This window comes from Microbacterium sp. NPDC055312, assembly GCF_053645675.1.
In genome coordinates this window covers 99,271-113,202 of record NZ_JBSHMU010000002.1, presented here as the reverse complement: position 1 = coordinate 113,202, position 13,932 = coordinate 99,271, and the positions used below count along the sequence as shown (strand labels likewise).

The 13,932-nt window shown below is 61.9% G+C and carries 14 protein-coding genes and 1 pseudogene; 9 read left to right on the top strand and 6 right to left on the bottom strand.

All coding sequences use genetic code 11. The features are described from left to right. Nucleotides 1-168: 168 nt before the first annotated feature. The 5 genes and pseudogenes from ACWIDW_RS04890 to ACWIDW_RS04870 all read left to right on the top strand — a co-directional run bounded on the left by ACWIDW_RS04890 (nt 169) and on the right by ACWIDW_RS04870 (nt 4,115). Nucleotides 169-2,958 (top strand): phage/plasmid primase, P4 family, encoded by a 2,790-nt coding sequence (locus ACWIDW_RS04890; RefSeq protein WP_454123430.1) that lies wholly within the window; start codon nt 169-171, stop codon nt 2,956-2,958. Between the two features lie 33 nt (nt 2,959-2,991). Next, nucleotides 2,992-3,117 (top strand): annotated as a pseudogene (locus ACWIDW_RS04885) (competence protein CoiA family protein); the annotation flags it as partial. Nucleotides 3,118-3,225: 108 nt separating this feature from the next. Then, the gene (locus ACWIDW_RS04880; RefSeq protein ID WP_454124522.1) at nt 3,226-3,663 is read left to right on the top strand and encodes a hypothetical protein; all 438 of its coding nucleotides are present in this window, start codon (nt 3,226-3,228) and stop codon (nt 3,661-3,663) included. 61 nt (nt 3,664-3,724) lie between these two features. After that, on the top strand, nt 3,725-3,931 hold the full coding sequence (locus ACWIDW_RS04875; protein ID WP_454123429.1) for a hypothetical protein: 207 nt from the start codon (nt 3,725-3,727) through the stop codon (nt 3,929-3,931). A gap of 10 nt (nt 3,932-3,941) precedes the next feature. Continuing rightward, the gene (locus ACWIDW_RS04870; RefSeq protein WP_454123427.1) at nt 3,942-4,115 is read left to right on the top strand and encodes a hypothetical protein; all 174 of its coding nucleotides are present in this window, start codon (nt 3,942-3,944) and stop codon (nt 4,113-4,115) included. Between the two features lie 341 nt (nt 4,116-4,456). On the opposite strand, the gene ACWIDW_RS04865 is transcribed toward ACWIDW_RS04870, so the two are convergent. Beyond that, entirely contained in the window at nt 4,457-5,587 is a 1,131-nt protein-coding gene (locus tag ACWIDW_RS04865; protein ID WP_454123425.1) for a hypothetical protein, read from the bottom strand. A gap of 137 nt (nt 5,588-5,724) precedes the next feature. Between ACWIDW_RS04865 and ACWIDW_RS04860 the strand changes: the two genes are divergently transcribed. After that, the gene (locus ACWIDW_RS04860; protein WP_454123423.1) at nt 5,725-6,570 is read left to right on the top strand and encodes a hypothetical protein; all 846 of its coding nucleotides are present in this window, start codon (nt 5,725-5,727) and stop codon (nt 6,568-6,570) included. 63 nt (nt 6,571-6,633) lie between these two features. Here ACWIDW_RS04860 and ACWIDW_RS04855 read toward each other — a convergent pair whose 3' ends face one another. After that, the gene (locus tag ACWIDW_RS04855) at nt 6,634-7,140 is read right to left on the bottom strand and encodes a hypothetical protein (protein ID WP_454123422.1); all 507 of its coding nucleotides are present in this window, start codon (nt 7,138-7,140) and stop codon (nt 6,634-6,636) included. Between the two features lie 278 nt (nt 7,141-7,418). On the opposite strand from ACWIDW_RS04855, the gene ACWIDW_RS04850 reads away from it, so the two are divergent. From ACWIDW_RS04850 to ACWIDW_RS04840, 3 genes are read left to right on the top strand one after another with little or no spacing between them, the layout of a single operon-like run. Further along, on the top strand, nt 7,419-8,126 hold the full coding sequence (locus ACWIDW_RS04850; RefSeq protein ID WP_454123420.1) for a recombinase family protein: 708 nt from the start codon (nt 7,419-7,421) through the stop codon (nt 8,124-8,126). After that, on the top strand, nt 8,123-8,428 hold the full coding sequence (locus ACWIDW_RS04845) for a hypothetical protein (RefSeq protein WP_454123418.1): 306 nt from the start codon (nt 8,123-8,125) through the stop codon (nt 8,426-8,428). Before ACWIDW_RS04850 ends, ACWIDW_RS04845 begins: the two co-directional genes overlap by 4 nt. Further along, a complete protein-coding gene (locus tag ACWIDW_RS04840) occupies nt 8,421-8,672 on the top strand; it encodes a hypothetical protein (protein ID WP_454123417.1) in 252 nt (83 codons plus the stop codon). Before ACWIDW_RS04845 ends, ACWIDW_RS04840 begins: the two co-directional genes overlap by 8 nt. Before the next feature lie 233 nt (nt 8,673-8,905). Here ACWIDW_RS04840 and ACWIDW_RS04835 read toward each other — a convergent pair whose 3' ends face one another. From ACWIDW_RS04835 to ACWIDW_RS04820, 4 genes are all read right to left on the bottom strand, one after another. After that, nucleotides 8,906-10,006 (bottom strand): HNH endonuclease family protein, encoded by a 1,101-nt coding sequence (locus tag ACWIDW_RS04835; RefSeq protein ID WP_454123415.1) that lies wholly within the window; start codon nt 10,004-10,006, stop codon nt 8,906-8,908. Next, nucleotides 10,003-11,115 carry an adenine-specific methyltransferase EcoRI family protein gene (locus ACWIDW_RS04830; protein WP_454123414.1) on the bottom strand — a complete coding sequence of 371 codons (1,113 nt, stop codon included), beginning with the start codon at nt 11,113-11,115 and terminating at the stop codon, nt 10,003-10,005. The genes ACWIDW_RS04835 and ACWIDW_RS04830 overlap by 4 nt, the downstream gene beginning before the upstream one ends. A gap of 207 nt (nt 11,116-11,322) precedes the next feature. Beyond that, nucleotides 11,323-12,378: an LLM class flavin-dependent oxidoreductase gene (locus ACWIDW_RS04825; RefSeq protein ID WP_454123413.1), complete on the bottom strand. Its 1,056-nt coding sequence runs from the start codon at nt 12,376-12,378 to the stop codon at nt 11,323-11,325. Between the two features lie 29 nt (nt 12,379-12,407). Then, complete coding sequence (locus ACWIDW_RS04820; RefSeq protein WP_454123411.1) at nt 12,408-13,925, bottom strand: class I SAM-dependent methyltransferase; 1,518 nt, start codon at nt 13,923-13,925, stop codon at nt 12,408-12,410. Nucleotides 13,926-13,932: the final 7 nt, after the last annotated feature.

The window sequence follows — 13,932 nt, the reverse complement described above, 5'->3', positions numbered from 1 at the left end:
GCCCTCGGATTGTGAATGAGTTGGCCTCCTGGCCTCGGATCCTCTTCACAATCCGAGGGCTTTTCTTATGGGTAGCTCGATCCTCTGACTGCTGTTCGGCCGTTTTGATATGGGACTTTGCCCCGTCGCACGGTCGGGCAATCAGATCCAAAATCAGGAGATGCCGAAATGGCTGCTATCGTTCATCCCGCTCTCGCGGGCGCTACCGTTTTCCCTGTCGCTCTCGACAAGAATCCCAAGCTCGCAAGTGGAGTCAAGAGCTGGCGAAACTACCCCAAGGCTCTTCCCAAGAGCGCTACCGGCTATGGAGTTGACTGCTCAGCTTCCGGCCTTCTTGTGATCGATGTGGACCGCAACCACCAGGCCAAGGATGGCGAGCTAGTAGACGGAGTCGAACAGTGGGAGGCCATCCTTGAAGAGCAGGGAGCCACTCAGCCCAAGACCCTGACGGTGGCCACCACATCCGGCGGATACCACTACTACTTCAAGGCACCTGAGGGAACCTGGCTGAAAACCGCCTCTGGCGATCTCGCCTCAGCGATCGACACTCGCGGCACTGGCGGCTATGTTGTCGGCCCAGGTTCCGTCGCTTGGCCGAAGGTTCCCGTGCTCGATGAGAACGGTGCGCCCGTTCTTGATAAAGACGGCGATCCCATGCTGGAGCTGGACAAGTCGCGCCGTGTCGCCTACGAGGTCATTGATGATGCTCCCGTTGCCGAAATCCCCGAGTGGCTGAGCGAGTTGCTTCGATCCAAGAAGATGCTCAAGACCGTTGAGGATAAGGCGCGCGAAGAAGCGGAGGCGGAAGCTGAGCGGCAGCGCCGCATCGAGGAGTACGCCCAGCGTCAGGCTGAGCGCAAGGCAAACCCTGATCTGTATCCTGAGGCCAAGCTCAGTGAGAAGCAGCGGAACTCTGTTGAGACCATGCTGAGCGAGATGGCATCCCTCGGGAGCGGCGATGGGCGCCACAGCAAGATCTTCAGCATTTCCAGAAGCATCGGAAAGGTAGTCGGCCCGGACTTCGAGCACGATTTCCTCCCCGAGGTGATCCAGGCAGCGATTGCCTCCGGCCACAGGGAGGGCTGCAAGCCAGGCTGCGCTCAGCGCCAAGCTGAGGCCGGTTTCCTCTCTGGAATCGAGGCGCATGAGATCTTCACGCCATCACTCACTTTCACCGGCTCTCGCAAGCGGAGCAAGGCGCTGGATGAAGAGCAGAACGAGGACGCTCTTGCCTACGAAGTGCCCTATCTCACCGGCGACTTCTTCACCGACATCGGTGTCGCTCGTGGCTTCGCTGACGCGCAAGGTCATCGATACATGGCAATCCGTGAATGGCGTGAAAAAACCCGCTCGGCTTTCGATGCGTCCCGGGGAACCTGGGGCGAGATCAACGGCGAGGAGGTATCCACTGCGATTCAGGTGTGGATCACCGACGAGATCTTCCCCGAGCTGTTGCGACAGAGCAACGAGCGCCTTGCGAAGGTTGAGGAGGCCAGTGGCACTGACAGCGACGAGTACAAGGAACAGCAGAAGACGGAAGGCCGGCTCATCGCCCGCGCCGACAGGTATCGAGGTAAGGCATCTGCCAGCAGTGCAGCACAGACCTTCTTCGGTGGGAACACCAGAACCTCTGACATCTTCGACGCTAATCCGGATCTGCTGCTCACGCCGGGCGGTGTTGTGGACCTCTCCACAGGTGAGCTGAGAGCAGCTACGCCAGAGGACTACTTCACCAAGCGCGCTGGCGTGGCATACGAACCGGGAGCCAAGTCTGACCTCTGGGACGAGATTCTCACCGCCTTCGAACCGTCCACCCTGGAATACCTACAAGTGATCGTGGGCCAGGGCCTCACGGGCTACCAGCCCTCCGACCCCTCTGTCTACTTCTTCGTCGGCGGCGGAGCCAACGGCAAGAGCACCTTCCTTGACACGGTGGTCGACATGCTGGGCGACTACAGCGAAACCCTGGATTCCGACATGCTCAGCGGCAATGACTCCTTCTCACGGAGCGGCTTCAAGGGCGTGCGGCTCAACCTCTTCGAAGAGACGGGTGAGGGCCAGCACCTCGATGACAAAGCCGTGAAGAAGATCACAGGAACCGACAAGATGCGCGGAGCGCAGAAGTTCAAGGATGAGGAGACATTCAAGGTCATCACCACGAACTTCATCACCACCAACGAACTGCCGCGAATCACCGCCCTGGATGAGGGAACCTGGCGAAGACTCAAGGTCTTCTCGATGCCCAACAAGTATGTGCGGCCAGAGAACTACGACCCCGCCACAGCACCGGCCAGCACGCGGCTCAGGAACCCAGCGCTCAACAAGGCGAACCAGAACCCGGAAATCCTGAAGGCCGCGATGGCTTGGGCTGTAGAGGGAGCCGTCAAGTGGTTTGCAGCGAACAAGCAAGAGCCGCCTGTGCCTCAGGCAATGATCGACGCGCAGAAGGAGTGGCGCTACCAGCAGGACAAAATCGGGTACTGGTGGACTGACTACATCGTGAAGGACGAAGAGCGTTTCGTTCTCCTCTCGGACCTCTATGAGACCTTCAAGATGAGCATGAAGGAGTCCGGTCGGGAACCAGGGTCGAAGCAGAAGTTCACTGCGGCCCTGGAATCCCACGCGCTCTTCCTGGAGGCCAAGGCCGAGTACAAGCAGCGAGTGAAGGTGCCTCGCGTTGACGGCAAGCTCACACCCGTCCACTCGACCACTACCGGGCCTTCCAGCAGCCATCCGCTCGCCGATCCCCCCGGCAATCTCTCTACTGCCGAAGATGCGGCGAAGGCTCGGTTCTGGGTCAAAGGCATCCGTTTCCGCACGGCCACAGACGAGGACGACACGGACAAGAAAGAGGATCTTGCGAGGACGCCTGCGGCTCGACCCTCATTCGTGCCCGGAGTCGATAACGAGGACGAGCTAGAAGAGTTCTTCGGCTACACCGAAGAGCTGGCCTATTGAGTATTCAGCCTGTCGGCTGTTAGGAGAACGGACATGCTATACGGATCAAGTAGAACCACGCCCACACCCGGAGCCAAGGACATCTGCCCTATCTGTGGGAGCGACCTGATCGCTAAGTGCGGGTCGATTGTGAGTTGGCACTGGGCGCACGCTTCAACAGAAGACTGTGATCCTTGGCACGAGGGCACTACACCCTGGCATCTCGATTGGCAGAGCGTAGTTCCTGTCGAACGCCGGGAGATTGTGCTCGGACGCCACAGGGCTGACATGGTGCTGAACAACGGGCTGATCTGCGAGGTTCAGCATTCTCCGATCAACCCTGAGCAGATCCGTGAGCGCGAAAGCTTCTACGCGGGCATGATCTGGATCCTCGATGCGCGGGAGCCTTATTGGAAGGGCAACTTCGAAGTCAGCCGCCCCTGGACCTTCAACAGGCGTGAGTATGTCTCGATCTGGTGGAAGTACAAGAAGAAGGCTGCCTGGACATTCAGACGGCAGGTCTACATCGATACGGGTGAAGACATCTACCGCTTCGAGGGGTTCCCCGATGGGCGCTACTTCACTCAGAAGATGAAGTTTCGCGCACGCAAGCTGGAGCGGTTCGAGTTCATCACGAGCCTCCAACGCGAGAACAAGAAGAAGCGGCGTCCGATGATTGCCTACTACGACGAAGACAAGCAGCGCGTGCGATGGCGCGCGGAATAGACCTACCCACCATTCACCCCCAACCCCGCTGAGGCGGGAGGAAGCAAGGAACTCATGACCAATGGAAATCGTAAACGCACCCGCTGGAACCTTCCCCTTTGGAAAGCACCGAGGCCACCTTCTTGAAGAGGTCGCCGAGGATCGGAGCTACTGCCTCTGGCTCTTCAAGCAGCCCTACTTCAAGAACAGCCATCCCGAACTCTACGAGTGCCTTCGGGATCTGGTCAGCCTCAATGACTTCATGCGCGAAGCGCGGATCAGCTACTGAGGAGGACGCCATGGAGAACATCACTGAACCTCTCGAACCAATCATCATCCGCAACCGGCTCTACAGCCTGACCGAAGCACCGCGAGGCGAGTCCCGCTACTGGCTGATCGGGAGCCAAAAGGAATCAACTCAAAGCCACTACAGCTTCAGGCAGGAGTGGGCGGGGCAGATCTCTCTTCCCTGAGAGGTGTGCGACACAACAGGAGGAACAAGCATGGGCAATACAGCCATCATGGATCGAGCCGAGGCTATCGCCCGGGAATCCGCTGGAGGGCCGGTCGCTGGAGTCCGGCTCTCCAAGCTGGTGCGGGACCACCGGGAGCCGGGGCGGATGCTCCGGAATCCTCGCCGCTTCGCTGTCTACTACAACCTGCCGGGGGATCAGCCCGGAACCCCTGGCCAGATGGCCTCGACCTGTCTCGAACTCACTGCCGCTGAGCTTCTTGAAATCACCTACCCATGAGCTGGTGTGCGACACCCAGGTCCACGATCCGAAGTTGGATCGAGGACCTTCGTTCGTCTGAACTAGGCGGATTGGCCTTGAGCCTTCTTCGCCTCGCGTCGTTTACGGTCCGCCTCTCTGCGCTTGGCTTTCCGCTCTTCTTCGCGGGCGAGCTCGGCTTCCTCTCGGCGCCGCATCTCAGCGACGAACTCTTCGCGCCATTTCGCCATGGCTTCTCGCCGGGCTCGCGACGCGGCTAGGCGCTCCTCATTCCAGGCCTGTATGGTGCTCTCGAAATCCGAGCGCAACCGGGGTAGGGCTGTGTCGGCCGGTTCACCCAGCACTTCATCGAGACTCCAGGTCTGGAGCGCCTGACGGCGGGGAAGCCAGATCCCGATCTGTCGGATGGCAAGTGAATCATCGAGATCGAGTAGCGCGTACCCGAGTAGCTGGAAGAGGGTATCCCTGATCCAGGGGTTCGTGAGCGTTTCAGTGGATTTGCAGTCGATCAGCGTATCGCCGAGAATCCAATCTCCATCGGCACCACCGACCAGTCCGCTCCCAGTGAAGACAGGATTCGGCTCGAACCGAAGCCCGCTTGTGATCGCTTGAATCCATGCGTCGATCTGATCGATAGATCCAGCCCTGAGCGCGGCAAGATCCTTCAGCATCATCGGATCGATGGATTCCAAGAGCATCTCGGCGCTCTTCGCCTTGCGCAGCTGTCTGCCCAGGGAACCACGGACGACCGTGGGGACGCCAGCGCGATAAAAGCTCTCGCACCACGCCAGAACAACAGCCAAGCGGTCGAGCGCTTCTGGATCACTGATGTTTCCCTCTGCATCCGCAAGCGCCAGGCCCTCTGTCAGCATTCTGGCCATGTGCTTCCCGCGGCTGATGCCGGTGGTGCTCCGGCTGAAGTATTCGAGGCCAGCAACTGCCACGGTCTCCTCGAGTGCGAAGCCGCCGAGCATCATCCTTGCGCGGTAGTCGAACGCTGTTCCGACGGGCGCTCCGTGGCTGCGCTTGTCCTCGACTTCGCGTGGGATAGAAACCGCCAGCTGATGAGCGGTCAGCGAGTTGAACCGAAGCTCGCGTGCTGCCTCCCTGCCGATGTTTCCCCGACTTCCGGCGAGGGCGAGCTGAGGAGCGATGTTAGCCAGAAACGGACGAACCGGAGAGAGCTTGCTCTTGAGGTGGTGTGTCAACGCCAATGGTCGGCTCGTTTCGTCTCGTTCGGTTTACTTGGCATCGTAGCCATAGCACTGATGTCGGGCATCGCCGGCGCCGCCGCCGTGGTGGCCACCTGGCGTGGGACGGGTGTCTGTGTGTATCGGTACGCTCGATGGGTGTGAGGGCAGATGACTTCTACAACCGGAGTTCCGATACCGACCCGTGGGGTTCAGCTGCGACTCCACAGCTCAACGAACCGCTCCTCCAGCAGGCGGCGAGCGGACCGCTGGGCGAGACGTCGGATGTCGAGCTGGCGGCGGCGTTGGCCCATTTCGTCCACAGCGAGTTCGAGCTGTACGGAACCTCCGGCTCATCCCTATCGAGGGATGACTCAGCTCTTATGGCCACGACGCTCACACGGGTACTTCAGCGCCTCGGCATCTCGGATTTCAGCTTGCCGTTTCGAGACTTCGAGGGCTTCCGCAGCTACTGGCTCAGAAACGATGGCTACGGCAGCTGGCAGGCCCGCCGAGACATCCTCAACGGCCTCTTCGATCCGCTCCACGAACAGCTCGAACGCCGTGAAGCGGCAACTCTCGAATGGACTCTTGCCTCTGGGATATCTCCCCATCCGGTCGTAGGCTGGCCGCGGGTAGACGAAGAAATCTCTGAGATGCGGCGGCATTTCAACATGGCCTCGACCCAGCAGGACTATTCCAACATCGGCAACGACTGCATCGCTGTGCTCGAAGCCCTGTCGGCAGTGGTCTACGACCATGACAGACACGGCTCGGCTGGTGAGGAGGAGCCTTCGGTGGCAAGAACGAAGGCTCGGTTCGACCGCTACATCGAGGTTGAGCTGCCTGGTCCCGAGAGTTCCCACCTTCGGAAGCTTGCTCGGGCTGCTGTGGAACTGGCACAGGCGGTGAAGCATCGCCGGGAGACCGCGACTCGTACCGAGGCCGGGATCGCGGCAGACTCTGTCATCCTTCTCGCCAACATGCTCCGGCGGCTTCAGGGCTAGTGGTCCGGCGAGCGACACCAGCGGGCAGCGTTCCGCGCTCGGATCGAGGCTCTTCCCTTGGGCTCAGGCGTCGAGGATTCCGTCCGGGCCGTTCTCGGCGATGACCTTGGCTCCTACGAAGACAAGGGCTCCGGCGACCACTACGCCTGCACCGACCACGACCTTGCCGAAGAGGGTGTCGAGGAAGCTCTTGTTCTCAGTGTCCTTCTGGAATTGCTGCCGTCCGGTGTCCTGGATCTGTTCAATGAGGAACTTTCTCTCCTCCCAGCTCAGGTCGTCCTTCTCCAGCTGTCCCTTGAGGATGGCGCGGATCTCCTGATAGGCGAGGTGAACCTGATCCTGACTCTGAGTGTTCGCATCGAGCGTCGAGACATGGGCCTTCTCCATCGTGTCCACGACTTCTTCAGCGAACTCCTTGAAGGCCGGGAACTGCTCGATGATCTTGAGCGCTACCTCGGTGTCCATGTCCGGCATCATCGCCGCGAACCGCACTATCTTGTCTCGGGAGAGGTTCCGCCAGGAGTCGATTCCCAGCTCCTTCTTGATGGATTCCTCGTCGTTGTACTTCACCGCAGCCCGCTCTCTCAACTCGACTAGCCAGATCATACAGTCGGGCGAAGCCGCCTCAGTGTCCCACTGGTGTGCGACACCACGGGACCACGATCCAAAGTTCGATAACGGGTTCTACTGCTTTCAGCATGTCATCTACCGATCGGCTCACACGGTCAGGATGAGTCTCAGTAGTAGCGGCTCAGAACGGAGCACAGCATGGCTGAGGGGTGAAAGAAACGGCTGACAAGTCGCTTTGATATTTGGCCGTGTCAACAACCGACGGAGGAGGCACGACCATGACCAAATATGGCTACGCCAGAGTAAGTACAGCCAAACAGGACCTCGAAGACCAGATCGCCCAGGTGGAGAGCTTCGGCGTGGATCGAAGCTACATCGAGCACGAGATCATCAGCAGCCGCAAGCAGAAGCGCGAGGCGCTGGAACGGGTTCTCGCAGAGCTTCGGGAAGGCGATGAGCTTCATGTGGTGAAGCTTGACCGCCTTGGCAGGGACATGGAGGAGCTGGGAGAGGTCGGCAGACTCCTGGAGCAGAAGAAGGTGAAGCTCGGCATCGGTGGCACGATCCACGATCCCAGCACCTTCGAGGGGCGAACCCTCTTCCTCGTGCTCTCGATGGTGGCTGAGCTTGAGCGAGAGTTCATCGCTGATCGAACCCGACGCAGGCTCGCACAGATGAAGGCTGACGGGAAGCACATCGGCAGGAAGCCAGCGCTCACGAAGCGACAGAAGACGGAGGCGGCGAAGGCATTCGCGGCGGGGCTGTCCAAGAGCCAGATCGCGAAGATATACGGAGTGGCACGCGCCACTGTGGCGAAGGCAATCGAACAGGGTAGCGACGAAGAGCGCATCGAGCGGGATCCCGAACTGAGGCGCACAGTCAGAGCCCAACAGAAGGAAGAGCAGGAAGCCGTTCGAAAGCTCGAAGCCGCCAAGCGCGCGGCAGACAAGGAGAAGGCGGAACAAGCAGAGGAGAAGATGGCATGACCACGCTGACATTTCCCACGTTGAGCGCGATCAACCGGCGACCCGGTCATGCCCTCAGTCTCCTCGAAGACATAACTGAGTCGGGCATCACAGTCCACATCGAGGACATTGACTTGACTGTAATTGACACGAGCGAACAGTCAACCGCAATCCGCCTAACGCTTGAAGCGATAGAGATGGCGAAACGAAACGCCTCGTCATCGACCGGACCCACACAAAATGAGCTGGCGCGGGAGGCCCTTCTTTGCCGCGACTACGGCCACCCACACTTCTACCCCACGAGGGACTCCTCCCATGCTTGACCTCAACGCGATTGAGCACGAGCTCGAAAGGATCGATGCCCAGCGAGCGAGCATGGATGAGCACGCTGAGGATGGCTACCAGAGGCCAGCAACTGCAGAACAGATCCGGCTGCTCTCCGAGCTGCTGAAGATGAGCCACGCTTCCCTCTGGATGGCCTTCGGCACGCTCACGCGAGGCACGGCCTCGGTGCTGATCTCCGGGCTGATCGAGGCTCGGGATCTTGAGTGGGAGCAGGCTGCTTGAGCTGGTGTGCGACACAACAGAAAGCCGGGAACCTGCTGACGGTTCCCGGCCTTCTTCGTGCTGTCAGCCATCCTCCTGGACATGGCCACAGTTCGGGCATCGCCAGACCGCATCGGTACCGATGAGCGCAGGCTCCATCCGGTGTAGGCACTCGGAGCAGTTCGGCGTGCTCAGCAGCTCGTCCCGCTCCCGGCGCTTCCGCCGCTGCTCTTCAAGATCGTCCATGGCTGGCCTCAGCGGTTGCCCTTGCTGCCGTTGTCGAAGGCGCAGAGCATCTGGCAGTTCTCCGCGACTGTCTTGCCGCCCTTGCTCCAGGGCACGATGTGATCGCCCGCCATCTCCTCGAAGGTGAAGTGCTTCTTGCAGACTGGGCAAACGCCCTTCTGGCGCTCGTAGGCCTCGCGCTTCTGCTTCTCCGAGAAGGATCTCAGGTTCAGGTGGCGCTCATCGCCGTCCAGCACATACGCGAAGATTCCAGACTTGCGCTGGATCTCGTCATCGAGAATCAGATCACTGACGCGCGCCTCCAGTGCGTCCGCGTCGATGATCTCATCCTTGAAGCGGTTGTAGAGCGGGCCCCACTTCACGCCCTTCATGTTGCTGCGGTAGTGGGGGAAGGTGGCCTTGACCCACTCGATGACAGTCTGGAAGTAGATCCAGAGCTTGCTCGCGTTGGGGTCGTCCTTGTGGAGGCCCATGTAGCCTTCCACATCGCCGTCATTGATCCACTGGATCACATCCTCCAGGTAGTCCTGGCGGATCGGTACGCCGCTCATATAGGCGCTGCCGAGCTGGTAGGCGGGGCAGTTGGTCTTGGAGAAGTACTGCTTGGCGCTCGATACCCAGGGGCCGCTGTAGATCGCGTTCAGCAGCTCCTGGTTGGTCAGCTTCTCGCCGGCAGTGTTGATGATCTTGAACCAGTCGAGCTTTTCGCTCGGCTCGCCTTCGCAGAGGTAGATGGTGATCTTATAGTCGAGGAGCCTCTGCTTCTCATCCACCTGCAAGTTGTTGAAGTAGCGCTGTTCGGGCTTCCCGAAGAGCGGCATGGCGAACTCGCCATCCACGTACTGGCAGAGGGAGATCGTTCGCTGCTGGCCGTCGATGACCTCGAAGGTACCGTCCTCCTGCACTGCCCAATACATCACGTTCAGCGGGAAGCCCTTGGAAGCAGTTTCGACCACCGCGCGCCGCTGCTTCTCGTTGTAGACGAACTCGCGCTGGTAGGGAGGCCGGATATCCAGATTCCCATCGAAGGCGACCACTCCACCTTCAGCATTGTCCAGATAGCCTTCGGCAAGCTCGCGGAGGGTCAGTTCGATGGGGGTGATCTTCATGAAGCGTCCTTGCTCCTACGGCGGATGAGAATGCGGGGATAGGTCTGAATGTAGGTCTTGCCATCCACGATGTAGTGGGTCTTGCGGGCAGGCGGAGTGGCGACCTCCAGCACGGCACCATCGTTCAGCTTGCCGACCTGGCTGCGCCTGCCCGTCGAGCTGACCTGCGTCTGCGTCGGGTACTTCTTGGTAGCAAGCTTCGCCCAGGTCTTCGTAATGCCGACAATCTCGAACTGATCGGGATTGTGCTTCGTGAGAAAGCCGACCGGCACACCCATCACACCGTCGTAGTCCGCTGGAATGTCGGCAGTCTTTGCAACCTCGATCCCATCGAAGTTGTCGTAGGACGGGTAAACCTTGGGATCGTAGCTCTTCCACACGATCAGATCCTCATGGCGTTTCGCGATGTCCAGGTTGGTGAGCCAGCACATCGTGCCAAAGCTGCGCCACTTCTGGCCGTCCTCATCGATCCAGAATCGAGTGTCCCGGGGAGGATAGTGGGCGGGAACTTTGAAAGACATGTCCCCGTTGTTGTAGCCGAGCCAGAGCTTGTTCGCCCGCACCAGCTCAAAGATGTCCTTCGTCGTGAGCGTGTTCTGGTTGCCGAGGATGATGAACTTCTTGTCGTACTCCATGAGCTGAGCGACGTACTCGCGGAAGAGAGAGAACGGAGGGTTTGAGACCACGATGTCAGCTTCTTTGAGAAGCTCGATGCTCTCCTCGCTCCTGAAGTCGCCGTCTTCCCTGAACTGACTGACTCCGATCTCGTCTAGATCGGGCACGCCGCTGCCGTTCTTGTCTCCTTCATAGACGAGATAGATGGCCTGGCTATCGGAGTTCTCGCTGAAGGAATCGACTGCCTGACTTTTGTAGCAAGCCGCGATGAGCTTCTTGAGGCCGAGCGTTTCGAAGTTGTAGCTGAAGTAATGGAAGAAGTTGCTCACCCGGGGGTCGTCGCAGTTCAGATAGACAGTTTTGCCTTTGAAGTGCTTCTTGTAGTGGCGAAGCTCTCGCTCGATGTCGGTCAGCTGAGTGTAGAACTCGTCCGCCTTCGCCTTCTTTGCAGCCGCCAAACTGCTATTTTTCCCCTTCGGCGCGCTCGCGCTCACGCCGCCGCCCACATCGCTGTACTGTCCACGGACCCGAGTCTATCCAGGGGTATCCGACACGATGACCGGGCGCCCCACGTCGAGGTCGCGAACCCGGGGGCAGAGCTGATCACACGGCCTTCTTTGTGCCCTCCGCGTTCACAGGCTGCGATCTCAGCGCGTGGCCCTCCAGGGACGCACATGCCAACCGTTTGAGGGCAAACGGGCTCAGATCGCGTATCCCTCGACGGGTCCTTCCGTGTTCGGCTTCCAGCCAAGCTCCGGCGCAACATACTTCGCGAACGACTCCAAGATATGTACACAATAAGCGACTCCCAATTGGTTCGGGATCGTCAGCATGAGCGTGTCCGCCGCCATCACGGCCTCGTCGGCCTTCAGCTGCTCGATCAGCTCGTCGGGCTCGGCCGCGTAGGTCTTGCCGAAGGTCGAGCGATAGCCGTCGATGATGCCGACCTGGTCGCTGTTCTCACGCGAGCGCAGTCCGAAGTAGGCGCGGTCGCGGTCGCTGACCAGCGGGAACACGCTGCGGCTCACCGAGACGCGTGGGGCGCCGGTGTGGCCCGCGTCTTTGTACGCGGCGCGGAACAGGTCGATCTGCTCGCGCTGCAGCTCATGGAACGGCTGGCCGGTCGCCTCGGTGAGCAGGGTCGAGCTCATCATGTTCAGGCCCATGCGCCCCGTGGTCTCAGCCGTCGCCCGCGATCCGGCACCCCACCAGATGTGGTCGCGCAGGGTGGGCGACTGCGGCTCGATGGCCAGGTAGTGACCCTCGCCGACCATGCGCGGGTCGCCGGGAGCGACGCGCTCCCCGTCGATCGCGCGGAGGAAGAGGTCGAACTTCTCGCGTGCCATCACGCTGCCGCGCTCGGTGTCGGCCTCGTCGTGGAAGCCGAAGGTCTCGTAGCCGCGCAGCGCCGTCTCGGGTGACCCCCGGCTCACCCCGAGCGCGATGCGGCCGTCGGCGATCAGGTCGAGCGCGGCGGCCTCCTCGGCGAATTGGAACGGGTTCTCGTAGCGCATGTCGATCACGCCGGTGCCGACCTCGATGCGCGTCGTGCGCGCGGCCATCGCCGACAGCAGTGGCATGGGAGAGGCGGCCTGGCGCGCCCAGTGGTGCACCCGCACGTACGCGCCGTTGACGCCGATCTCATCGGCACCCTCGGCGAGCTCGATGGTCTGGCGCAGCATGTCGCCGGCGGTGCGGGTCAAAGAGCCGGGCACGTCTGCGTAGTGCCCGAAGGAGAGGAAGCCGAATGCCTTCATGTCGTATGCAAACGCATGAAAGGCGGATGCTATTCCGCAGCGGGCAGCAGCAGGCCGTCGAGCACCAGGCGACGGATGCGCGGTTCGATGTCGGCCCACAGGTCGGCGAGCGGCACGTCGAACAGGTCGGCGAGCGCGGCGACGATCTGCCCGACGGTCAGTTCGCCGTCACACGCGCCGACGAACCCGGCGAGCGCGCTGTCGACGCCGATCGTGCGCCCGAAGCCGCCGCCCTGACGCAGCTCGATGACGCTCGGGTCGTCTTCACCGGGCATGTGGTGCCGCGCCTCGGTCACGTCGGGCGCGACCACGAGGCGGTCCGGGATGCCCGCGGCCAGCGCGTCGTGCGCAGCGAGGCCCGCACCGAGCGCACGGCCGAGGTTCGACACGGGCTGCGGGATGGTCTCGAAGCGGCGCAGCACCTCGGCATCCGGCATCGCACGACGCAGCAGGATGTACCCGAAGCCGACCGCGGTCACGCCGCGCTCGGCGAAGTCGTCGAGCCACGCGGCGAGCAGCCGCGTGAACTCGGCATCGCGCGGCAGGGTGCCGCCGTCGCGGATCCACAGTTCGGCGTATCCGAGCGGGGTGAGCTCCTCACGCTGGATCACCCATGCGTCGAGATCGGCGCCCACCCACGAGCGCACGCGGTCGAGGCCGCGCGCGCCGGCCCGCGACTCCCAGTTGCCGAGTAGCTGCGCGATGCCGCCCGGCGCGAGATGCGCCGGCGCGCGCCGCAGGAACTCCTCGACCAGGGCGTCGCCCACCAGGCCGCCGTCGCGGTACTCGTACGCGGGCACGCCGGTGGCCCGCGGGGTGATCACGAACGGCGGGTTCGACACGATCAGGTCGAACGCCTCCCCCGCGACGGGCTCGAAGAGACTGCCCAGGCGGAACTCGATGTTGTGCACGCCGTTCAGCTGCGCGTTCAGCTCGGCGTAGGCGAGGGCGCGCGCCGAGATGTCGGACGCCACCACCACGGCCGCATGCCGCGACACGAGCAGCGCCTGGATGCCGCATCCGGTGCCCAGGTCGAGCGCGCGACCCACGGGCACGGGGATCACCAGCTCAGCGAGGGTGCGCGATGCGCCACCGACACCCAGCACGTGATCGGCGGGCAGCGCCGAGCCGAGAGCGACCTCGTCGAGGTCGCTGGCGATCCACCACTCGCCGACCCCGTCGGCGTCGACGAACGACTGCGGCCGGATCAGCGCCGCCGGATGCACGCTCGCTCCCTGCACGCGGGCGAGACCCAGCGCGACCACGCCGTCGACCCCGACGCCCGGCAGCGCCCGTTCGACGGCGGCCTGCGGCTGCGGCATCCCGAGCACCCACAGCCGGCCCAGGGTGGCGAGCACGTCGTCGCGCGACCGGAGTGCGCGCAGGATCGGCTCGCGCAGTCCGCGACCGAGCGCGTCGTCGGCCTCGTCACCCCACAGCGACCGCAGCGGCTCGGAACGGAAGTCGGCGGCGTCGAGATCGGCGGCGAGCGCCCGTGTCAGAGCGGCGTCGGGGCGGGGCTGAGCGCGATCAGGCACGGCGGTCACTCTACGC